This window comes from Janthinobacterium sp. 13, from assembly GCF_002749695.1.
Taxonomy (GTDB): Bacteria; Pseudomonadota; Gammaproteobacteria; order Burkholderiales; family Burkholderiaceae_D; genus Janthinobacterium; species Janthinobacterium kumbetense.
This window is the reverse complement of sequence record NZ_PEEQ01000001.1, coordinates 1,772,081-1,792,453: the sequence shown is the minus strand read 5'-3', so window position 1 is coordinate 1,792,453 and position 20,373 is coordinate 1,772,081. Positions and strand designations below refer to the sequence as shown.

General features: G+C 63.9%; 20 protein-coding genes. 6 read left to right on the top strand and 14 right to left on the bottom strand.

Annotated elements, in window-relative coordinates:
* Window positions 1-71 precede the first annotated feature (71 nt).
* Window positions 72-1,694 carry a M28 family peptidase gene (locus tag CLU94_RS07915; RefSeq protein WP_099665239.1) on the top strand — a complete coding sequence of 541 codons (1,623 nt, stop codon included), beginning with the start codon at window positions 72-74 and terminating at the stop codon, window positions 1,692-1,694.
* Window positions 1,695-1,740: 46 nt separating this feature from the next.
* Here the strand turns inward: CLU94_RS07915 and CLU94_RS07910 are convergent, their stop codons facing one another.
* On the bottom strand, window positions 1,741-2,961 hold the full coding sequence (locus tag CLU94_RS07910; protein WP_099665238.1) for an MFS transporter: 1,221 nt from the start codon (window positions 2,959-2,961) through the stop codon (window positions 1,741-1,743).
* Between the two features lie 195 nt (window positions 2,962-3,156).
* A complete protein-coding gene (locus tag CLU94_RS07905; protein ID WP_099665237.1) occupies window positions 3,157-4,155 on the bottom strand; it encodes an LLM class flavin-dependent oxidoreductase in 999 nt (332 codons plus the stop codon).
* A 214-nt stretch (window positions 4,156-4,369) separates the two neighbouring features.
* On the opposite strand from CLU94_RS07905, the gene CLU94_RS07900 reads away from it, so the two are divergent.
* Both CLU94_RS07900 and CLU94_RS07895 read left to right on the top strand, forming a co-directional pair.
* Complete coding sequence (locus CLU94_RS07900; RefSeq protein WP_099665236.1) at window positions 4,370-5,875, top strand: dipeptidase; 1,506 nt, start codon at window positions 4,370-4,372, stop codon at window positions 5,873-5,875.
* Window positions 5,876-6,069: 194 nt separating this feature from the next.
* The gene (locus tag CLU94_RS07895; protein ID WP_099665235.1) at window positions 6,070-7,197 is read left to right on the top strand and encodes a M24 family metallopeptidase; all 1,128 of its coding nucleotides are present in this window, start codon (window positions 6,070-6,072) and stop codon (window positions 7,195-7,197) included.
* A 95-nt stretch (window positions 7,198-7,292) separates the two neighbouring features.
* Here the strand turns inward: CLU94_RS07895 and CLU94_RS07890 are convergent, their stop codons facing one another.
* Window positions 7,293-7,781: a hypothetical protein gene (locus CLU94_RS07890; protein ID WP_099665234.1), complete on the bottom strand. Its 489-nt coding sequence runs from the start codon at window positions 7,779-7,781 to the stop codon at window positions 7,293-7,295.
* A 220-nt stretch (window positions 7,782-8,001) separates the two neighbouring features.
* Here CLU94_RS07890 and CLU94_RS07885 point away from each other — a divergent pair, with 220 nt between their 5' ends.
* On the top strand, window positions 8,002-8,280 hold the full coding sequence (locus CLU94_RS07885; protein WP_143451371.1) for a hypothetical protein: 279 nt from the start codon (window positions 8,002-8,004) through the stop codon (window positions 8,278-8,280).
* Between the two features lie 21 nt (window positions 8,281-8,301).
* Here CLU94_RS07885 and CLU94_RS07880 read toward each other — a convergent pair whose 3' ends face one another.
* The 5 genes from CLU94_RS07880 to CLU94_RS07860 all read right to left on the bottom strand — a co-directional run bounded on the left by CLU94_RS07880 (window position 8,302) and on the right by CLU94_RS07860 (window position 12,102).
* Window positions 8,302-8,727: a VanZ family protein gene (locus tag CLU94_RS07880; protein WP_257218720.1), complete on the bottom strand. Its 426-nt coding sequence runs from the start codon at window positions 8,725-8,727 to the stop codon at window positions 8,302-8,304.
* Between the two features lie 549 nt (window positions 8,728-9,276).
* The gene (locus CLU94_RS07875; protein ID WP_099665232.1) at window positions 9,277-10,041 is read right to left on the bottom strand and encodes an SDR family NAD(P)-dependent oxidoreductase; all 765 of its coding nucleotides are present in this window, start codon (window positions 10,039-10,041) and stop codon (window positions 9,277-9,279) included.
* A gap of 87 nt (window positions 10,042-10,128) precedes the next feature.
* Complete coding sequence (locus CLU94_RS07870) at window positions 10,129-10,650, bottom strand: TPM domain-containing protein (RefSeq protein ID WP_099665231.1); 522 nt, start codon at window positions 10,648-10,650, stop codon at window positions 10,129-10,131.
* Window positions 10,650-11,486 carry a TPM domain-containing protein gene (locus tag CLU94_RS07865; RefSeq protein ID WP_099665230.1) on the bottom strand — a complete coding sequence of 279 codons (837 nt, stop codon included), beginning with the start codon at window positions 11,484-11,486 and terminating at the stop codon, window positions 10,650-10,652. The genes CLU94_RS07870 and CLU94_RS07865 overlap by 1 nt, the downstream gene beginning before the upstream one ends.
* A 1-nt stretch (window position 11,487) precedes the next feature.
* Window positions 11,488-12,102 carry a LemA family protein gene (locus CLU94_RS07860; RefSeq protein ID WP_099665229.1) on the bottom strand — a complete coding sequence of 205 codons (615 nt, stop codon included), beginning with the start codon at window positions 12,100-12,102 and terminating at the stop codon, window positions 11,488-11,490.
* Between the two features lie 167 nt (window positions 12,103-12,269).
* Here CLU94_RS07860 and pyrF point away from each other — a divergent pair, with 167 nt between their 5' ends.
* Window positions 12,270-13,094: an orotidine-5'-phosphate decarboxylase gene (pyrF, locus tag CLU94_RS07855; protein WP_077400487.1), complete on the top strand. Its 825-nt coding sequence runs from the start codon at window positions 12,270-12,272 to the stop codon at window positions 13,092-13,094.
* Between the two features lie 144 nt (window positions 13,095-13,238).
* On the opposite strand, the gene sbcB is transcribed toward pyrF, so the two are convergent.
* A complete protein-coding gene (gene sbcB / locus CLU94_RS07850) occupies window positions 13,239-14,687 on the bottom strand; it encodes an exodeoxyribonuclease I (protein WP_099665228.1) in 1,449 nt (482 codons plus the stop codon).
* 147 nt (window positions 14,688-14,834) lie between these two features.
* On the opposite strand from sbcB, the gene CLU94_RS07845 reads away from it, so the two are divergent.
* Entirely contained in the window at window positions 14,835-15,464 is a 630-nt protein-coding gene (locus CLU94_RS07845) for a DUF5610 domain-containing protein (RefSeq protein WP_257218719.1), read from the top strand.
* Between the two features lies 1 nt (window position 15,465).
* Here CLU94_RS07845 and CLU94_RS07840 read toward each other — a convergent pair whose 3' ends face one another.
* From CLU94_RS07840 to CLU94_RS07820, 5 genes are all read right to left on the bottom strand, one after another.
* Window positions 15,466-16,431 (bottom strand): GGDEF domain-containing protein, encoded by a 966-nt coding sequence (locus CLU94_RS07840; RefSeq protein ID WP_099389628.1) that lies wholly within the window; start codon window positions 16,429-16,431, stop codon window positions 15,466-15,468.
* A 258-nt stretch (window positions 16,432-16,689) separates the two neighbouring features.
* Window positions 16,690-17,067, bottom strand: coding sequence for an HPF/RaiA family ribosome-associated protein (locus tag CLU94_RS07835; protein WP_034781728.1), 378 nt, complete (start codon window positions 17,065-17,067; stop codon window positions 16,690-16,692).
* A gap of 224 nt (window positions 17,068-17,291) precedes the next feature.
* Entirely contained in the window at window positions 17,292-17,957 is a 666-nt protein-coding gene (locus tag CLU94_RS07830; protein ID WP_099665226.1) for a DUF1345 domain-containing protein, read from the bottom strand.
* Window positions 17,958-17,995: 38 nt separating this feature from the next.
* Window positions 17,996-19,267 carry an MFS transporter gene (locus CLU94_RS07825; RefSeq protein ID WP_099665225.1) on the bottom strand — a complete coding sequence of 424 codons (1,272 nt, stop codon included), beginning with the start codon at window positions 19,265-19,267 and terminating at the stop codon, window positions 17,996-17,998.
* Window positions 19,268-19,338: 71 nt separating this feature from the next.
* The gene (locus CLU94_RS07820) at window positions 19,339-20,364 is read right to left on the bottom strand and encodes a CDP-6-deoxy-delta-3,4-glucoseen reductase (protein ID WP_099665224.1); all 1,026 of its coding nucleotides are present in this window, start codon (window positions 20,362-20,364) and stop codon (window positions 19,339-19,341) included.
* Window positions 20,365-20,373 lie beyond the last annotated feature (9 nt).

Genomic DNA, 20,373 nt, shown 5'->3' with positions numbered 1-20,373 from the left:
TTCCCCATGGCATACAATCGCCGGCTCGGCCATCCGCCGGACCGCTTTCCTCCTCTTACCCAAAGGATATTATGCAGAAGCTGTTTTCTTCCCTCGCCCTGACTGCGCTGGCGTTTTCCGCCCAAGCCGCCAGCGGTTTGCCCATCGTGCAGGAAGCGCCCCTGCGCGCCCACCTGGCCTTCCTGTCCAACGATTTATTGGAAGGCCGGGGCACGGGCCAGCGCGGCGCCGACCTGACGGTGGCTTACCTGGAAACCCAGGCGCAGATGGCCGGGCTGCAACCCGTGCGCGGCAACAGCTACCGCCAGAGCGTGCAAATTGCCGGCGTGAAATCCCTCCCGCAAGAGAGCAGCCTGCAAGTCGTGGCGGGCGGCAAGGCCGTGCCGCTGGCGTTCGGCCCGGACTGGGTGTGGGCCACGGGCGACTCCGTTGCCGCGCATACCTTCGATGCGCCGCTCGTGTTCGTCGGCTACGGCATCACGGCGCCGGAAGAAGGCTGGAACGATTTCAAGGGTGTCGATGTCAAAAACAAGATCGTCGTCATGATGGTCAACGACCCGCAACCGACTGCGCTTGATCCGAACCGTTTTGCCGGCAAGGCGCTGACCTATTACGGCCGCTGGACGTACAAATTCGAGGAAGCCAGGCGCCAGGGCGCGGCAGGCGTGTTGCTGATCCACACGAAACCGTCGGCTTCGTATGACTGGAGCGTGGTGCAGAACAGTTGGAGCGGCAGCGAGCGCTTCCAATTGGCGGACCGCACTGCCGGCACGCCGCTGCAGGGCTGGATCGCGGAAGACGCTGCGCGCCGTCTGTTTGCGGCCGGCGGGCAGGATCTGGACGCCTTGCGCGCGCAGGCGGAAAACAAGGACTTCAAGGCCGTCGCGCTGAACGCCAAACTGTCGGGCGAAATGAAGTCGGCCGTGCGCAAGGTGGAGCAATTCAATATCGCCGGCATGGTACCGGGCACGGACCCGAAACTGAAGGATGAAGCCGTCATCTACAGCGGCCACTGGGACCACCTGGGCAAGCAGGGCAAGGATGACGAAAAAGCGGGCGACACCATCTACAACGGCGCCGTCGACAACGCCTCCGGCACGGCCGGCTTGCTGGCCATGGCGCAGGAAGCCGTCAAGCAACCCGCGAAGCGCACGCAGATCTTCCTGTGGGTAGCGGCCGAGGAACAAGGCTTGCTGGGCAGCGCCGCCTACGCGGCCGATCCGCTGTGGCCGCTGGACAAGACGGCCGCCGCGCTCAACCTCGACAGCCTGAACTTCGTGGGCGCCACGCACGACATCGGCGCGCAGGGCAGCGAGCGCACGGAATTGGGCGCGATCGCCGCCACGGTGGCGAAAGCCATGGGCATGCACATCGCGCCAGCCCGTCCCGACCTGGCCGGCGGTTATTTCCGCAGCGACCATTTCAGTTTTGCCAAGGCGGGCGTGCCCGCGTTTTCCATCAATGGCGGACGCGAGTACATCAAGGATGTCGAGGCATCGAAAGCCAAGGCGGCCGCCTACGGCCCCCGCTACCATCAAGTCACGGATGAGTACGACGCCAGTTGGGATTTGTCCGGCATGACGCAGCAGGCGCAGTTCACCCTGAACCTGGGGCAAGCCGTGGCAAATGGCGCGAAGATGCCGGCCTGGAAGGCGGGCGATGCATTCGGCAAGGCGCGCGCGCCAGCGAAATAGGGACGTAAAAAAACCGCTCGGCCGAGCGGTTTTTTTTCGCGCTGGTTCAGGTGGCGCTTGCCCGTTCCAGCCGGCGCTGCGTGTGGCGATACTTGCTCCACACCAGTAGCATCAGCAGCGGCATGGCGCCGCCCACCATGCACAGGGCGGGCCAGCCGCCGGCGGCAAAGCTGGCGCTGGCCAGGGCCGAACCTGCCGAGGCGCCGATGAAGCCGCCCGCGATGAAGACGGTGGTAACCCTTGCCCGCGCATGCGGCGCCAGTTTATAGATGATGGATTGGTGCGTTACTTGCAGGCCCATCACGCCCATGTCCAGCAGGACGATGCCGATCAACAACAGCACCAGCGAATGGGCGCCAAAGCCGATCAAGGCCCAGCCTGCGATCGAGGCGACGGCCAGCAGCCAGGTGGCCTGGCGCGCATAGCCGCGGTCGGCCATGCGGCCCGCCGTATTCGCGGCAAAGGCGCCCGTGGCGCCGGCCAGGCCGAACAGGCCGATCTGCATTTCCGAGTAGTGATATGGCGCGCCGCTCAGCAAGAAGGTCAGGCCCGTCCAGAACACGCTGAAGGTGCCCAGGCCCAGGCCCGAGAACAGGGCGCGCTGGCGCAGCAGCGGTTCCTGGTGGATGATGTCGGCCAGCGAGGCCATCAATTTTCCGTATTGCAGCTTGCCGCGTGGCGCCTCGTTTGGCAGGATGCGGCGCAGCATGACGAGCAGGGCGGCCACGACGATGGCGGCCAGCACGTAGACGGTGCGCCAGCCGCCGCTGATCTGCGACACCGTGCCGGACACGGTACGCGCCAGCAAGATGCCCAGCAACAAGCCCGTCATGACGGTGCCCACCATGCGGCCCCGGCTGTGATCCGGCGCATACGACGCCACCATGGCCGTGACCACCATCAATGCGCTGGACGTGATCCCCATCAAGACGCTGGCGATGGCAAAGACGATAATATTCTGGCTGGTAGCGGCCAACAGCAGGGCGCCGATCTTGGCGATCAGCATCCACGTTAGCAACTGACGGCGGTTCAGCACGTCGCTGAGGGGCACGAGGAACACGATGCCCAGCACGTAGCCGATCTGCGTGGCCGTGACCAGGTAACCGGCTTGCGGCACGCTGACGCCGAACGAAGCGGCCAGCATGGACGTGAGCGGCTGCACGTAATACAGGCTGGCGACGAGCACGCCGGCGGACAGGGCGAACAACAGGATGCGGGTGGAGCTCAGCAGGGTGCTGGCATCGACGGAAGAGCTTGCAGATTTCATGCGGTACAGCTTTCTTGGAATAATGCTTTTGGATGAGCATGATAGCGGGGCTGCACATTTCCTGCCGGGCAGGGCCGATTTTGCGGCAGGGGGCAGGCAAGACGGCAGGCAAAACGGCAGGCAAAAAAATCCCGGCGATCGTTGCCGACGGCCGGGAAAAGGGTATAGGGGGATATACCGGGGGAGAGTTAAAACTTAACGAGCGCGCGCCAGCTCCGCGTGCACCTGCGCCGTGATTTCATACGAGCGCAGCCGGTGCTGGTGGTCGAAGATCTGCGAAGTGATCATCAGCTCGTCAGCGCCCGTTTCGGCGATGAAGGCGGCCATCTTCGCCTTGACGGTGTCCGGCGCGCCGATGGCCGTGCACGACAGGACGGAGTCGAGCATGGCGCGTTCCTGCGGACCCAATTGCTCCAGGTAACCGGGCACGGGCGGCTGCAGGCGCGACGGGCGGCCCGTGCGCAGGTTGACGAACGCTTGCTGCATCGACGTGGCGCGCAGGTGCGCTTGCTCATCCGTGTCGGCGGCAAACACGTTAAAGCCCAGCATCACGTATGGTTTCGCCAATTGTTTTGACGGCTTGAAGTGTTCGCGGTAATACGCCACGGCTTGCATCATCATCTGCGGCGCGAAGTGCGAGGCGAATGCATACGGCAAGCCCAGGTGGGCGGCCAGCTGGGCGCCGAACAGGCTGGACCCGAGTATCCACACGGGCACTTTCGCGCCCTTGCCGGGCACGGCCAGCACGCGCTGGCGCGGCTCGTCGGACATGTAGTCGATCAATTCCAGCACGTCTTGCGGGAACTGTTCCGCGTCGGATTGCAGGTCGCGGCGCAGGGCGCGCGCCGTCGTCTGGTCGGAGCCGGGCGCGCGGCCCAGGCCCAGGTCGATGCGGCCCGGATGCAGCGCTTCCAGGGTGCCGAACTGTTCCGCGATGACCAGCGGCGAGTGGTTCGGCAGCATCACGCCGCCCGCGCCCACGCGGATGGTCTTGGTACCGGCCGCCACATGGGCGATCACGACGGCCGTGGCGGCGCTGGCGATGCCGGGCATGCCGTGGTGTTCGGCCAGCCAGTAGCGGTTGTAGCCCCAGCGCTCGCCGTGCTGCGCCAGGTCGAGCGTGTTCTTGAACGACTGGCTGGCGTCGCTGCCTTCGGCGATGGGGGCCAGGTCGAGTATGGAAAATGGAATCATGGTAGCGATATCGGGACGTGGTGGAAAATCACAATGGACGATTTGTCTATCCCCTGACCCCAGTAGGGTCGGCCTTGGAAGCGGCAGGGATGACAGGCTGTGCACATGATAATGCGAATCGGGAATTTGCGTACTGATCGGTAAAAAACTCGTATCGATTGGAAATCGGCGCGGGCGATGCTAGAGTTGGCCTCCCCACTTTATGCGTCCCGCCATGTTCAAGAAACCCATCCTGCTGACTTTGATGAGTCTGCTGCTGCAGCCCTCCGTTCACGCCGCGCCCGTCAGCCAGCAGGCGCAGGACACGGCCCGCTACGCGCTGGCCACCTATCCGGAACCGCTGATCGCCAGCCTGGCGAAGATGATCAGCTACAACACGGTGGCCGACCCGGCCGTGCCCTTTGCCGACAATCCACAGCACACGGGCTTCAAGCGCTACCTGGCGGCCGAGGCGCAGCGCCTGGGATTCGATTTCCAGGATCACGGCCACGTGCTCATCATCGGCATGGGCAGCGGCAGCGAACGGGTGGGCGTGATCACGCATGGCGACGTGCAGCCGGTGAACCCCGCGAAATGGGCCCGTTCGCCGTTCGAGCTGGACCGCGGCAGCGAACCGGGCAAGCTGCTGGGACGGGGCACGGAAGACGACAAGGGGCCCATCGCCACGGCCCTGTACGCGATGAAAGCCATCCAGGATAAGCAGGTGCCGCTGAGCAAGCGCATCGAGCTGTACGTGTACATGGCCGAGGAATCGGACTGGGAACCGTTGAAACAATTCCTGAAAACGCATACGCCGCCGCAGGTCAACATCACCATCGATGCGGAATACCCGGTGGTGACGGCCGAGAAGGGCTACGGTTCCATCAAGCTGACCCTGCCGCCGCGCACGGCCTTGCCGGCCAAGGGCGGACCCGTGCTGGCGAAGCTGGCGGGCGGCTTTTTCGGCAGCCAGATCCCGGAAGACGCACAAGCCGTGATCGACCACGCGCCAGCCGCGCTGGAAGCGGCCATCCGCGCCCGCGCGCAGGGCCAGCAGGGCGTGCGCTACAGCTACGCGCGCACTGGCGATACCTTGACGGTAACGGCGCTGGGCGTGTCGGCCCACTCGTCGAAGCCGGAAGACGGCGTCAACGCCATCAGCATGCTGGCCGACGCGCTGGCCGTGCAGCCGTGGCAGGGCACGCAGGCGGCCGACATGCTGTCGTTCCTGAATGAACTGGTGGGCACCGGCATCTACGGTGAGCGCTTCGGCCAGATCGCCTACCGCGACGGCTTCATGGGACCGATGACGGTAGCGCCTACCGTGCTCAAGCAAGATGGCGGCGCGCTGGAACTGAACATCAACCTGCGCCGTCCGCAAGGCAAGACGGCGGCCTTGCTGCAGCAGCAGGTGACGGCCGCCTTCGATGGCTGGAAGGCGCGGCGCCAGGTGCCCGCTACCCTGCAGGTGCAGATCGGCGAACCGTGGCTGCAGACGGACGCGCCGCAGATTCCCACCCTGCTGTCCGTGTTCGGGCACTACACGGGCATCGCGCATCCGCAACCGGTCGCCATCGGCGGCGGCACCAATTCGCGCCTGTTCCCGAACGCCGTCAGCTTCGGCCCGGCCATGCCGCACACGGTGTACACGGGGCATTCCGAACACGAGTTCATCACGGAAAAACAGCTGTTGCTGAATCTGCAGATGTACACGGCTGTCCTGATCGAGCTGGCGAAATAGCGGCTTGCAAAAACAGAGGGAAGTCATAGACTGCAAGCCTGAGACGCATCCGGGCACTGAACTTTTGATGGGGGCGCCGGTCTTACGTTTCCATGTAGGAAGGGAGCAGCTATGCATGCACAACAGGAGACCCGGCTGGCGCCAGGCAGGGCAGGCGGCGTCGCGCCGCGCCGGAGCCCGCACGAGGGGCGGTCATGAACTGGCCGCTGGAACTGGAAGTGGCGCACAAGCTGGCGCAGATGCGGGGCTGGCTGGAAGACCAGCGTGCCGGCGCCGTGCGCCTGCGCGGCGGGGACTGGTTTGCGTGGGCCACGGCGGGCGCGTCGAACAGCCACTACCATACGGCCGAGTGCGGCTGCGCGGAAGTGCTGGTGACGCGCGACGCCGCCTATATCTTGACGGACGAAGCGGAAGCCATGCGCATGCGCGAGGAAGAAGTGCGCGGGCCATGGACGTGGCAAGTGTCGCCCTGGATGCAGCCGCAGCTGTATGAATTGCGCGAGCATTTCGTGCAGCATGCGGCCGGGGGCGCGCCGGTCCTGTCCGACCGGCCGGGTTTGCACGAACGCAGCCTGCCCGTGGCCTTGCGCGAAGAGCGGCTGGTGCTGCTGGAATCGGAACAGCTGCGCTACCGGCAGGTGGGGCAGCTGGCTGCCCGCGCGGCCGCGGATGCGCTGCGCCAGGCCCGCCCCGACTGGAGCGAGCTGGAACTGGCTGCCGCCTGCGCGCGCGCGCTGTGGCTGCGGGGCTTGCAGGCCGTGCACGTGCTGGTCAGCGGGGCGGAGCGTCAACAGCGGTATCGTCGCGCACCGCCAGCCCAGGTGGAGTTGGGCCCGCAAGCCGTGCTGGCCCTGTGCGCGCGGCGTTTCGGCCTGTGCGCTAGCCTCAGCCGTCAACGGCGCTTCGGCCCGGCGCAGCATCGCGCCGATGGCGCGGCGGTGGTCATGGACGATGCCGATGCGGCCATGCTGGCGCTGGAAGCGGTGGCGCTCGACGCTTGCGAAACGGGCCATGCGCTGAGCATGGTGTATCACGCGCTCGACAGCGCCTACGCGTATGCAGGCCAGCCCGACACGGTACGCACCAGCCGGCAGGGCGGCATCCACGGCTACCTGGCGCCCGAAGTGGCGGCCGGCGCGCACACGGAAATCATCCTCAAGCGGGGCATGGCGCTGGCCTTCCACCCCAGCCTGCCCGGCAGCACGGTGGAAGACACGTTTTTGCTCGACGGCAGCCAATTGCACAACCTGACGCATGACCCGGCCTGGCCCTCGGCCCTGGTGCAGGGGCGCAGCCGGCCGCTGACCCTGGCCTTGGCTTGAAAATGATAACTGCGTGCCAAATACGTGCCAAGTGCGGTCAGGCGTGGAGGAAATCGGCCAACGCCGGCCAGCGTTGATATCGATCAATATACCGATCAATAGCGCTGCATCACGCCTTTTTGCACGCTGACCCGGTCGCCGATCTGGAAGGCGGGCTGGGTGTTTTGCACAAAGGTGCGCGTCGTGCCGTCGTCCAGGCGCAAGGTGACGCGGTACAGCATGTTGCCCGCCGCCCCCGAAGTGCTGCCGGCCGTGCCCGACGTGCCCGCCTGCATGTCGCCACTGCCTTGCTCCATGCTGCGCGGCACGGTTTCTATCGACTGCACTGTGGCCGAGCTGATGTTCATGGTGGACTGGTTCGCGTCGTTGCGCATGTCGCTGCCCATGCTGCTCTGGGCGTTGTTCGTATCGGCGGCCGTGCTGCTGGCGGTGCTGGCCGTGCTGCTTTGCGGCGTCGTGCCGGCCGGCGCGGCATAGGTTTCGCCGCTATTGCTGCGCGCCAGACTGGTCTTGTCCGTGGAATGGCAGGCTGCCAGCAAGGCGCATGTCAGGCCGGTCAGCAGCAGGGTGGTTTTTGATCTCATCTTGGTCTCCTCATGGTCGCACACTCAGGATCGGCACCCGCGGTGATGCGGATGGCGGCGATTGCTGCATGTAAGAGCATGGCGGAACAGGGATGTTCGGCGGCCGTCATTGTCGATTGAGCTAGATCAAGTGTCTAATTGCCGTGCTTGGTATAAACGATGCTGGCAATTACCACTTCGTGCGGCTGCACGTTTCCTCACTGTTCAATCGGGAGAAAAAATGTCATCTGGCCCTACAGCAAAACTGATCGATGAATTGGTGCTGGCCATCGGCGGCACTGCGCACGATGTCCGTGCGCGCCATGTGCTGGCCCAGGCCTTGCATGGCCTGGTGCGGCTGGCGCGCTCGGAACAGTTGCTGGAGATGCAGCGCGATACGGCACGCGCCATGGGGGCCGGCAGCCGGCGCGAGACGCGCGCCCTGATGCGGCGCCTGGGCAAGCGGGGCCAGGGACAGTTGCGGCTGGCATTGCAAGATAGCGAAGCGGACCGCGCCTGACGGGCGCGAGCCATCCCCCGTTCAGGCTTCGGGCAGCGGCGCGTCCTTGCCAAGGGCAGCGGCGACCATTTTCGGCCACAGGAAATACAGCGGCAGGCAGACCGCCGTGGCGGCCGTGACATCGACCACCCAGTCGCTGACGGCGCCATGGCGGTAGGGCAGGAAACTCTGGATGAATTCGTCCAGCGCGCCCATGGCCGCCACCATCAGCACCGACAGCAGTGCCCGGCGCGCCATGCCGCCGCCCGTGCCGCTGAACAGGATCAGGGCCAGCACGCCATAACCGAAGGAATGCAGCACGCCGCCCGACGCATACTGGCCCACGTCCGCGCGCACGCCGGGAATATCGCCGATCAGGATCACCAGCACATATAGCACCAGCGCGGTGCGGTAGCGCAGGCGTTCGTAACGGTCGGCAAAACACAGTTCGGGCAAGGGTGCAGGCATGAGGCGTCAGGACAGGTGGAAAGGACGCCACAATATCATGCGCGTGGCGGGCCACCGTGTTTTTGCGCAAGAGCTTGCTGGACAGGCAAAAAAAAGGCCCGCGGGGGCGCGGGCCAAAAACCCAAATGAAATGGGTCAAGAGTTGAGAGTTGCTCGGTACTTACCATGTCGCGCGCCTTGCAGGCGCCCGCCACGGTCATGAAAGGGGAGTGGTGTGCCATCGCGGCACACCTGTCTGTAGTCAGGCATATCGGTTGCCTGTACAGCAGATGAAGCAAGTATAGGGGGCGAAGATGACGGCCTGATGACACGCCGCAACATTTTTTTGCGGCAGCGCAAATTGTCGGAAAGAGTGTGGAGCATGGCAAGAATAGCCATGTTTCAAGACTGATAGCGAAAAAAAAGCCCGCTGGTGAAAGCGGGCTTAAAACTATTTTCTTGGAGGAGAATAGTGGAGACAGGTGCATTATGCTGCGTTGCACGATATGTGTCTAATGATCTTTTCGGATAACCATTATTCTTTTTCGATATAACTTGCCGCGCCTGCCTTCATTCCTTCACGGCCACCGTGTAATTGAGCGCCATGCGCCCGCCATCGACATAGATGGTCTGGCCCGTCATGTAGGTGGCGTCGTCGCTGGCCAGGAAGGCGGCGATGCCGGCCACTTCTTCCGGTTCGCCGCAGCGGCCCAGCGGCGTGCGCGACAAAATCGTGTGGCGCGCTTCCGGGCTCGACAGCACCGCCTGCTTGGCCAGTTCCGTCAGGATGGTGCCCGGCCCGATGCCGTTGACGCGCACGCCGTGCGAGGCCAGGTTCAGGGCCATGACCTTGGTCAGCTGGTTGATGGCGCCCTTCGACACCACGTACGGCACCTGGTTCGGAATGGCCAGTTCCGCATTCACGCTGGACATGTTGATGATGCAGCCGCTGTTGCGCTTGACCATTTCGCGCGCCACGGCCTGGCCGCACAGGAACATCGATTTCAGGTTGATGCGCATGACCCGGTCGAAATCGTCTTCGCAGACGTCGAGGAAGTCGGCCGCGTGCGTGACGCCCGCATTGTTGACGAGGATATCGATGTGGCCGAACTGCGCCAGGGTTTCCTTCAGCATGGCGTCCACGTCCGCCTTCTGGCTGACGTCGGCGCAAAAGAAGCGCGCCTGCGGGCCGAGGGCGGCGGCCGCCTGCGCGCCTTCTTCCTTGATGTCGACCAGCATCACTTGCGCCCCTTCGGCGATCAGGCGGGTGGCGCAAGCCAGGCCGATGCCTTGCGTGGCGCCCGTGACGATGGCGGTTTTATTGACTAATTTCATGTGTGCTCCTCGGCGGGGTATGGGGGCCGCGCTGCCAGGAACACCAGCCCGCGCGGCAATGGGCAGATTTTAATCCCTGGGCAGGAATCAGAGGAGGATGGGCTCGTTCGGCAACTGGTTGCCGCGCGTGCCGTTGGCGGGGAAGTGGCTTTGCAGCAGGGTATTGAGCTGCGCCAGCGCTTCCAGGGTGCTGTCGTGGTAATTGCCATCCTTGAACCCTTTGGTCATGGTGCGGCACACGGCTTGCCACTGTTCCGGCGTGACGCGGCGCCCCACGTTGCGGTCGGCCACGATATCGACCTGGTGCTCGGCCAGGTTGATGTAGATCAGCACGCCGACGTTGTCTTCCGTATCCCACACGCCATACTGGGCGAACAGTTCGCGCGCCCGCTCGCGGTTGCTCACGCCCTGGTACGCCATGCCCGGCGTCAGGGCCGCTTCGACGATCAGGCGCACTTCCGCCTGGTGCATCGCTTCACCGTCGGCAATCGTCGTCTCGATGGCTTTCAGGGTGCGTTCCGGAAAGGCGTGGCGCGCCGTCGCCGGCGTGCCCCGCAAATGTTTCAAGGCCCGTCCGCAGCGTTGTCCGAATGTCAGTTGTTTCGTCATTACCAATCTCCCGAGGCGCCGCCGCCGTCAAAACCGCCGCCGCCGCCACCGAAACCACCGCCGCCACCGCTGCCACCGCCAAAACCACCGCCGCCGCCGAAGCCGCCACCGCCGCGGTTGTTCAGCGCCTGGCTGAGGATGCTACCCAGCACGACGCCCGTGGCGCCGCTGGACCAGTTGCTGCCGCGCTGCAGGCGCGTCGGTCCGCCGCGCGAGCGGAACAGGGTCAGCACGACGAGGAAGCCGAAGAACAGCAGCGGCAGCCAGAAAGTCATGCCGCCCGCTTCCACGGTGGCTGGCGCCTTCTGCTGCGCCGCAGCGGGGAATTGCTCCTGGTTCAGCAGGGTGGCAATCGACCCCACGCCGGCCACCAGGCCGCCGTAGTAATCGTTTTGCTTGAAATGGGGGGCGATCACGTCTTGCAGGATGCGTTTCGATTGCGCATCCGTCAGCACGCCCTGCACGCCGCGGCCCGCCTCGATGCGCAGGCGGCGCAGGGACGAGGGGTTGTCCTTCGCTACCATCAGCAGCACGCCGTCATCGACGCCCTTGCGGCCCAGCTTCCAGGCATCCGTCACGCGGATGCTGTATTGCTCGATGGCTTCCGGTTCCGTGCTCTTGACCAGCAGCACGGCGATCTGGCTGCCCGTCTTGGCTTCATAATCGGCCAGCACGCCTTCCAGCGCCGCCTTTTGATTGGCGTCCAGCATGCCGGCGTTGTCCGTCACGCGCGCGGCCAGCGGCGGCACGGGCTGCAAGCCCTGTGCGCCGGCTGGCGGCATCGTCCACAGCAGCAGCGCCGTCGCCAGCGCCGCGAGATAGGACCAGGCTTTCATCTTATTTGCCAAAGTTGACGGTCGGTGCGGTCGAGATGGCTTTTTCATTTTCCACCGTGAACGATGGCTTGACCTTGTAGCCGAAGACCATGGCCGTCAGGTTGTTCGGGAAGCTGCGCGCATGCACGTTGTAATCCTGCACGGCAACGATGTAGCGCTGGCGCGCCACGGTGATGCGGTTTTCCGTGCCTTCCAGCTGCGACTGCAAGTCGCGGAAGCTGGTGTCGGCCTTCAAGTCCGGGTACTTCTCGGACACCACCATCAGGCGCGACAGGGCCGACGACAGCTGCCCCTGCACTTGCTGGAATTTTTCGAACGCGGCCGGGTCGTTCAGCACTTCTGGCGTGATCTGGAAACTGGTGGCGGCGGCGCGCGCCTTGGTCACCGCTTCCAGTGTTTCCTTTTCATGCGTGGCGTAGCCCTTGACGGTGTTCACCAGGTTGGGGATCAGGTCGGCGCGGCGCTGGTACTGGTTGACCACTTCGCCCCAGGCGGCCTTGGTGGCTTCATCCTTGCTCTGGAAGTCGTTGTAGCCGCAGCCCGTCAGGACGCCGGCCAGGACGGTGACGCTCAGCGCCAGGCGCAGCCATTTGGTGAATTGATTGGTGATTTGCATGATGGGTTCCGTGCAGAGTAAGGGAGGTGAGGCAAATATACCTGAAACGGCCCGTAATGTCGGTTTAATAAGCGCCGGCCGCCGGCCCCGACCGCCTTGTGACGCCGTGGCAAGCCTGCGCCGCGTTACAATACGGGGTTTGCAACTGAATATAGAGAAGGTGTGCCGTGAATTTCATCAATAAATTATCCGCCGCGTGGACGGCCAATAATTCCCTGCTGTGCGTGGGCCTGGACCCCGACCTGGCGAAACTGCCGGCCGAACTGCGCGACCTGCCTGATGGAATCACCACCTTTTGCACGCGCATCATCGATGCCACGGCCGACCTGGCTTGCGCCTTCAAGCCGCAGATCGCGTATTTTGCCGCGCTGGGCGCGGAAAAGCAGCTGGAAGACATCTGCCGCTACGTGCGCGAGAATTATCCGCACATCCCCCTGATCCTCGACGCGAAACGGGGCGACATCGGCGCGACAGCCACGCAATACGCGCGCGAAGCGTTCGAGCGCTACGGCGCCGATGCCGTCACCGTGAACCCGTACATGGGCGAGGATTCGCTCGATCCCTACCTGGCGTGGAAAGACCGCGGCGTGATCATCCTGTGCCGCACGTCGAACCCGGGCGGCTCGGACCTGCAATTCCTGAATACGGACGGCGAACCGCTGTACCAGCGCGTGGCGCGCCTGGTGGCCGAAAAGTGGAATAAAAACGGCCAGTGCGCGCTCGTCGTCGGCGCCACCTTCCCTGAAGAACTGGCGCAGGTGCGCGCCATCGTCGGCGACATGCCGCTGCTGGTGCCGGGCATCGGCGCCCAGGGCGGCGACATCGCCGCCACCGTCGGCGCGGGCCAGACGGCGAACGGCATGGGCATGATGATCAGCTCGTCGCGCGCCATCATCTACGCCACGCCGCAGGCGGGCGAAGACTTCGCCGACGCGGCGCGCCGCGTGGCCATTGAAACGCGCGATGCCATCAACGCGCACCGTTCGGTTTAAAAACGATATACAGTCAGCCTCACAGCGCCTAACAAAACCGTAGCGAGCGGAAGGGAGAGGTGGCCGAGAAGCGCAACCGTACTGGAGTACGGTGAGCATCGCAGGCCACCTATACCGACGCGCAGTAGGTTTGGTTAGGTGCGACTAATCGCGCTGCGGGGCAACGATCTCCGCGTAATCGTAGAGTTCTCCCAGAATTTCCTCGCCCCGCTCATCGACGGATTCCGACAGCACGTCGATTTCCGTAAACAGCATTTCGATGGTGCGGGCGCCGGCGTCGCCGTCGAACAGGCGGGCGGCGCGGTGCTGTTCCCAGCGCAGGCTTTCCGCTTCGCTCAGGGTTTGCGGGAAATTGCGGGCGCGGTAGCGGAACAGCAGTTCCTGCAGGCGTTCATCGGCAAACGAGGGGCGGGCCGTGGCCAGCTTGGCCGGCGTGTCGCGGCGCAAGGATTCGAGCAGGCGGCGGTCGTCGTTGCTGACGAAACCATTGTACAAATCCTCATCCACGTCCAGCGCGGCATTCGCGCCCGGGCGCTGGAACACTTCGGCCCAGACGGCATCCATGTTCGGCGCCGTGGCGGCGAATTGCGCGTTGACCTTCGCCGCGTCCAGATCGATGCCCCATTGCGCGGCCATGGCCGGCGACAAGGTCTTTAAATTGCCGACCAGCATGGGCGACTTGTTCAGGTGCACGCTTTTCACGGGCAGGCGCGTCATGCCTTCCGGCATGGCGTCCTTGCGCGTGAACAGGCGCGTGCGGATGGTGTCGGCGTCCAGGGTAAACAGTTCGCGCGGGTCGTAGGCGCAATCCCAGACGAGGATTTCATTTTTATTGCTCGGATGCGTGGCCAGCGGCCAGACGACGCCCAGGCAGCCCCGTTCGGCGGGGAACATGCCCGACACGTGCAGGAAGGGTTGGCGCTCGCCGGCGGCCAGGTGCATGCCCATTTCGCTGGCGACCCTGTCCTTCTTGTGCAGCGCCAGGCAGAATTCGAACAGTTTCGGCTGCTTTTCCTTGATCAGGCGTGCCAGGGCGATGGTGGCGCGCACGTCGGACAGTGCATCATGCGCCGCTTCGTGGACCAGGCCATTGGCCTTGCTCAAGTGTTCCAGTTTAAAACTGGTCTGGCCATCGTCGCGCTTCGGCCATGCGATGCCTTCCGGGCGCAGCGCGTGTGTCATGCGCACCACGTCGAGGATGTCCCAGCGGCCGCAATGGTTCTTCCATTCGCGCGCATACGGGTCGATCAGGTTGCGCCAGAACAGGAAACGCGTGACTTCATCGTCGAAACGGATGGTGTTGTAGCCCACGCCGATGGTGCCTGGCTCCGAAAAGGCCGCTTCGATGGTGGCGGCGAACTGGTGTTCGGGCACGCCCAGCTGCAGACACTGCTGCGGCGTGATGCCCGTGATCAGGCACGATTGCGGGTCGGGCAGGAAATCATTGGCAGGCTGACAATACAGCATGATGGGTTCGCCGATCTCGTTGAGGTCGGCATCCGTGCGGATGGCGGCGAACTGGGCCGGGCGGTCGCGGCGCGGCTGGGCGCCAAAGGTTTCGTAGTCGTGCCAAAGAAAGGTCTGGTTAGTCATTGATGGTCGTTGCTTGATTGGTTATCCGGGCCGCCAAAAGCGGCCGCTGCTACAGTTTTCTGAAAACCTGCCGATACTACACGAGAGGATGGTCATCATCGCGTTTCCCGCATGGTGGCATATATTGCCCGTTCAAGGAGGTCTATCGTGTCAATTCCCATCGCCGCAAGCGGCAATTCCACCCCTTCCGTGACTTCCGTCAGTACGGGCGTTGCCGGCAAGGACGATAAAGTCCAGCAAAAGGACGGCGTCAACGCTGAAATGAGCGTGAATGACCGCACCAAGCTGCAATTGAACGCTTCCATCATGCAGGCGTCGCTGAACGTGTCGATCGGTTCCGAGAACGAGCCGCTGGCGCTGCTGTACAAGACGGCCATCACCAACATCAATGAAGCGCTGAAGGGCCAGTACGGCGAGGACGCGATCCAGAACGCGGCCTCGCAGGATAACAGCGCCGAAGCGACGGCGAACCGCATTGTATCGCTGTCGACGGGATTTTTTGATGCTTTCAAGAAACAGAATCCCGGCCTGGACGACGATACGGCCTTGACCAAGTTCATGGACACCATCAGCGGCGGCATGGAAAAAGGCTTCAAGGAAGCGCGCGACATCCTGGGCGGCTTGAAAGTGCTGAATGGCGACATCGCCGGCAATATCGACAAGACGTACGAGCTGGTGCAAAAGGGCTATGCCGACTTCATCGCCGCGCACAGCAGCAAGAAGGATGATGCCGCCAAGCCGGATGCTGGCAAGCCGGCCGACAGCAAGGCTGCCTGAACTACAGCATGACCCTGTTGCGGCCCGATGCTTTGGCGCGATAGAGCGCCGCGTCGGCTGCGGCGATCAGCGCATGGTCGTCCTGTTCGGCCGCCAGGCTGGCCACGCCGAAGGAACCCGTGATGTGCGGCAAGGCGCTGCGCATGTCGGCGAAGATGACGGCGAGCTGCATGCGCTCGCACAAGCGCTCGGCCACCCGCAAGGCCACGTGTTCGTTGGTATCGGGCAAGATCACCATCATTTCCTCGCCACCGTAGCGCACGGCAAAATCCGTGGGCCGCAGGGCTGCGCCCAGCACTTGCGCGGCGATGCGCAGTGCCTGGTCGCCCGCCTGGTGGCCGTGCGTGTCGTTGAAGCGCTTGAAATGGTCGAGGTCTATCATCACCAGCGACAGCGGCGAGCCGCTGGCGTGGGCCGTGACGATCATGTTGGGCAGTAAATCCGTCAGCCAGGCGCGGTTGTACAAGCCCGTCAGGCTGTCGACCATCGACAGCTGGCGGTAGAATTCGCCCAGTTTTTGGCGCCGGCGCAGCAGGGCATTGGCGGCGCGGATGCGGAAGGACAGCAGCCGCAGCAGGTTGCGCGCCAGGCCGTTCGACTGTTCGATCAATTCCCAGACGATGGCCGCGTCGATCACCAGCAAATCGGTTTCTTCCAGGGCGGAAATGGCGGCCAGGTTGCTCGCTTCATCGAGCACCGATTGTTCGCCCACGCTTTCGCCGGGCAAGACCTTGCTGACGGTGCCGTCATCCATGCCCGTGTGGGTGTCGGCGGCCACGGCCAGCGAGCCGCGCAGGACGATGTACAGGCTGGCGCCTTGCGTGTCGGCAATGGCTTCGCCCGCTTCCAGGCGCATCACGGGGCAGGGCGCCAGCATGGCGGCCGTCTGGCTATCCGCCCCATCGCGAAATAGCTGTAAATCGCCGATGTTGCAGCCTGAAGCGCCGAAGTTGCCGATCTGTTCCACAATCACACTTTCAAAAAGCCGGCGCGCGAGCAGGGGGCCGGTAGCTTCATGATAGCGTAAAGCGGCCTTGGCTGTAACGCCAAAGGCTTGCTTGAGGTCACTTACTGTGAGAAATACGACAATTATTTCATTGCCGCGTCAATACGCAGGAATGCTTGCGGTTTTGTTATGGATGTTGCCGCGCGCGAAAGGCGGGCCGGATGTGCAAAGGCAGCCTTGAACGGCTGCCTCAGTCTCTGGAAATCCTGCGGGTGGGGATTACTCGGCGGTTTCTTCCGCTTCGGCCGTATCGATCACGGCATTCTTGCCGGTGGCGTGGCGCTTGCTGTCTTGCAGGCGGCCCAGGGCGCTATCGATGGCGCGTTTCAGTTTGTCGGTGGCGCCGGCAACGGATTGATGCACGGTGGCGTTCTGTTCGGTCACGGCGATCGGTTGATAGCCAGCAACGCGTGCTTCCATGACGCAGCGGATATCGTCGGCGCCGCCTTTCGGGCCATTCGTGTCGCTGATGTGGACTTCGATGCGGGTCAGGTTGTCGCGGAAGCGGTTCAGTGCGCTTTCAAGTACGGATTGCACATGTTCGTTCAGTCCAGCGGTGTTGGCGATGGTGCTGTCGGTATGAATATTGATTTGCATATGCTTACTCCTGTCAATTCAAAAAAAACCCATCTCAGGCGCCTTGCATGGCAGTGGTCAAACCCGCTGCCGGGGCGCGTCGGCGCCTGGTTCTTGCCTCATGCACTTGATCCCTGTGCATGACTTATCTTACTCCTCTTTCCAGTATTTCAAGAGGGTGCGCACGATTAAGATGAGCTTAACCCTTCAGCCAGGTCAAGTTTCCACTACGAAATTATTTACCCTCAGCCATTGATGAGACCGGCCGCGATATTGATCGACAGTCCCAGCACGACCAGGTTGAAGAAAAAGCTCAGCACGGATTGTCCCAGCACGATTTGCCGCATCATGCGCGTCTGCACGGAAACGTCCGACGTTTGCACGGCGACGGCGATGGTGAAGGCGAAATACAGGAAATCCCAGTAATCGGGGCTTTGCTCGTCGTCGGGAAACTTCAGGGGGCGCAGCGCGGGATCGGCCTGGTAGTACAGGTGGGCGTAATGAAAGCAGAACAGGGTGCCGACGAGGAACCAGGAACCGACCAGGGTGAGGATCGTCAGGCCGTAATGCAGCGCGCGCTCGTCCGGCGCCATGTCTTTCATCGAGGACAGCTGCGAAACGATGGCCACCAGGCTCATCACGGATGCGACGGACAGGGCCGACAGGACGGTTGCCGCCCGCTCATCCTGGCGCGCCGCCATGGCTTTGACCTTGTGGTGGTTGGCGCGCATCATCATCCAGGCCATCGTCGCCAGGTAGAACCAGACGGCGACATTCCACGCCGTCAGCAAACGCGTCATCTGTTGCCAGGATGCGGGCAGCAGCAGGCCGGCCGCCACGCCGATGGCCGTAGCCATGCTCAGGTGGGGGCGGCTGCGGATGAAGCCGTGGAATGGAAGCGTGATTTTCATGGTGCGGATTCGTCAGTGGGGATAGCGCATCTTAGACCTTATGCGCTTGTCGCGGTGGCCGTCCTGGCGGCCGCTTCCTTCTCGTGGTGGGGGAAGCGGTCCATGCGCGACAGTACGGGGAACAGCACGGCCCAGATACCCGTCACGGCCAGGGTGGCGGCGCCGCCGAAGAGCACGGCGCGCACGAGGCCGAACCAGCCGGCCGTCAAGCCCGATTCGAATTCGCCCAGCTCGTTCGAGGCGCCGATGAAGACGGCGTTCACGGCGCTGACCCGGCCGCGGATCTCGTCCGGCGTCTCGAACTGCACCAGCAGGTGGCGGATGTAGACGCTGACCATGTCGCCGGCGCCCATCAGGAACAGCGCCGTCAGGGCCAGCGGGAAATAGCTGGTGCTGCCCAGCACCAGGGTGCCCAGGCCGAAGACGGCCACGCCGCCGAACATCCACGCGCCCACGCGGCGCGTGATGGGAAACATGGCCAGCGCGATCGAGCACAGGGCGGCGCCGGCGCCCGGCGCCGTGCGCAGCAAGCCCAGGCCGCTGGGTCCGGCATGCAGCACGTCATGCGCGAGCGCCGGCAGCAGGGCCGTGGCGCCGCCGAACAGCACGGCAAACAGGTCGAGCGAAATGGCGCCCAGCACGATGGGCTTCGACCAGACGAAGCGCAAGCCTTCGAGCAGGGTATGCCAGCTGACGGGTTCGCGTTTCACCACTTGCGGCGCCGGGGTGGTGGCGCGCATCAGCAGGACGGACACGACCAGCAGCGCGGACGAGATCAGATACACGACCTTGGGGCCGAAGTAGTACAGCAAGCCGCCCAGGGTGGGGCCGAGGATGATGGCCACGTGCGAACTGGACGAGCTGAGCGCGACGGCGCGGCTGAAGTGTTGCGTGGGCACCATGTTGACCAGCACGGCTTGCGTGGCCGGCATCATGAAGGCGCGCGCGCTGCCGAACAGCACCAGCACGGCAAACACGGGCCAGACGATGGAAATATTGCTTAACGTAAACGCCAGCAGGGCCAGCGCGCACGCCAGTTGCGCCGCCAGGCACCACGCGATGATGTTGCGGCGGTTGTAGCGGTCGGCCACGTGGCCGGCCGGCAAGATGAGCACGAGGAAGGGGGCGAATTGCGCCAGGCCGATCAGGCCCAGGTCGAACAGGCTGCCCGTGATCTGGTACACCTGCCAGCCGATGGCCACGCTTTGCATCTGCACGGCCACCGTGCCCAGCACGCGGGCGGAAAGATAACAGGCGAAGTTGCGGTGACGCAGGATACTGAAGCCGTTGCCGGCAGAGGCGAGAGACATGAAATTTCCAGGAAACAGCGGGGTGGAGCGGCAGCGGATGCCGCGCCAGCAGCACCCCGCTGTCTGGATGCTTACTTGGCCAGGTCGGCTTCCGTGGTGAAGGCGTCCGCGTAAAACTCGTCGGCCGGCAATTGACACAATTGCACGAAATCGCGGTTGGCCGACTCGACGACGATCGGTGCGCCGCAGGCATACACTTGATACGCGGACATGTCCGGCAAGTCCGCGATGACGGCCTGGTGCACGAAGCCCGTGCGGCCTTGCCACGCGTCTTCCGGCAGCGCGTCCGACACGACGGGCACATAGGTGAACTGCGGCAAGTCGGCGGCCCACTGGCGGCACAGGGCGTCCATGTACAGGTCGTGCGGCCGGCGGCCGCCCCAGTACAGGGTGATCGGACGCGGCGACTGCTCGTTGATCATGTGCTCGACGATGGCTTTCAAGGGGGCAAAGCCCGTGCCCGAGGCCAGCAGCACGACGGGCTTGTCGGAATCTTCGCGCAGGAAGAAGGTGCCCATCGGGCCTTCGAAGCGCAGGATGTCGCGCTCCTTCATGCTGCCGAACACCTGGTCGGTGAACAGGCCGCCCGGCATGTGGCGGACGTGCAGGCTCACGGGGCCGCCTTCGACGGGCGCGCTGGCCATGCTGTAGCTGCGGCGTTTGTTGTCGCGCAGCATGATTTCGATATACTGTCCGGCGCGGTAGTGCAGGCGCTCGCTGGCTGGCAATTGCAGGGTCAGCACGACGACGTCGGGCGCGATTTTCTCGATGGTGGTCACGCGCGACGGCATTTTCTTGATCGGGTAGTCGCTGCTGCCCGCCACTTCGCGCGCCTGCACCACCAGGTCGCCCTGGGGCACGGCGCAGCACAGCAGCGAGTAGCCGGCCGCCGCTTCATCTTCCGTCAGGGAGCGGGCCTGGTATGGCTTATGCTGTACGCTGCCGGACACGATCTTGCCCTTGCAGGAACTGCAGGCGCCGCTTTTGCAGCTGTACGGCAGGCCGACGCCGGCGCGTATCGCCGCCGACAGGACGGTTTCGTCCGCTTCGCAGCTGAATTGGTGGCCGCTGGGCTGAACAGTAATTTGAAAAGTCATACAATCCTT

Coding starts and splice junctions, on each gene's coding strand:
- CLU94_RS07890 (WP_099665234.1), bottom strand. CDS start 7,781: ATGAGATCAAAAACCACCCTGCTGCTGACCGGCCTGACATGCGCCTTG.
- CLU94_RS07895 (WP_099665235.1), top strand. CDS start 6,070: ATGAACTGGCCGCTGGAACTGGAAGTGGCGCACAAGCTGGCGCAGATG.
- CLU94_RS07860 (WP_099665229.1), bottom strand. CDS start 12,102: ATGCAAATCACCAATCAATTCACCAAATGGCTGCGCCTGGCGCTGAGC.
- CLU94_RS07885 (WP_143451371.1), top strand. CDS start 8,002: ATGTCATCTGGCCCTACAGCAAAACTGATCGATGAATTGGTGCTGGCC.
- CLU94_RS07865 (WP_099665230.1), bottom strand. CDS start 11,486: ATGAAAGCCTGGTCCTATCTCGCGGCGCTGGCGACGGCGCTGCTGCTG.
- CLU94_RS07875 (WP_099665232.1), bottom strand. CDS start 10,041: ATGAAATTAGTCAATAAAACCGCCATCGTCACGGGCGCCACGCAAGGC.
- sbcB (WP_099665228.1), bottom strand. CDS start 14,687: ATGACTAACCAGACCTTTCTTTGGCACGACTACGAAACCTTTGGCGCC.
- CLU94_RS07900 (WP_099665236.1), top strand. CDS start 4,370: ATGTTCAAGAAACCCATCCTGCTGACTTTGATGAGTCTGCTGCTGCAG.
- CLU94_RS07915 (WP_099665239.1), top strand. CDS start 72: ATGCAGAAGCTGTTTTCTTCCCTCGCCCTGACTGCGCTGGCGTTTTCC.
- CLU94_RS07830 (WP_099665226.1), bottom strand. CDS start 17,957: ATGAAAATCACGCTTCCATTCCACGGCTTCATCCGCAGCCGCCCCCAC.
- CLU94_RS07905 (WP_099665237.1), bottom strand. CDS start 4,155: ATGATTCCATTTTCCATACTCGACCTGGCCCCCATCGCCGAAGGCAGC.
- CLU94_RS07835 (WP_034781728.1), bottom strand. CDS start 17,067: ATGCAAATCAATATTCATACCGACAGCACCATCGCCAACACCGCTGGA.
- CLU94_RS07825 (WP_099665225.1), bottom strand. CDS start 19,267: ATGTCTCTCGCCTCTGCCGGCAACGGCTTCAGTATCCTGCGTCACCGC.
- CLU94_RS07870 (WP_099665231.1), bottom strand. CDS start 10,650: ATGACGAAACAACTGACATTCGGACAACGCTGCGGACGGGCCTTGAAA.
- CLU94_RS07910 (WP_099665238.1), bottom strand. CDS start 2,961: ATGAAATCTGCAAGCTCTTCCGTCGATGCCAGCACCCTGCTGAGCTCC.
- CLU94_RS07820 (WP_099665224.1), bottom strand. CDS start 20,364: ATGACTTTTCAAATTACTGTTCAGCCCAGCGGCCACCAATTCAGCTGC.
- CLU94_RS07880 (WP_257218720.1), bottom strand. CDS start 8,727: ATGCCTGCACCCTTGCCCGAACTGTGTTTTGCCGACCGTTACGAACGC.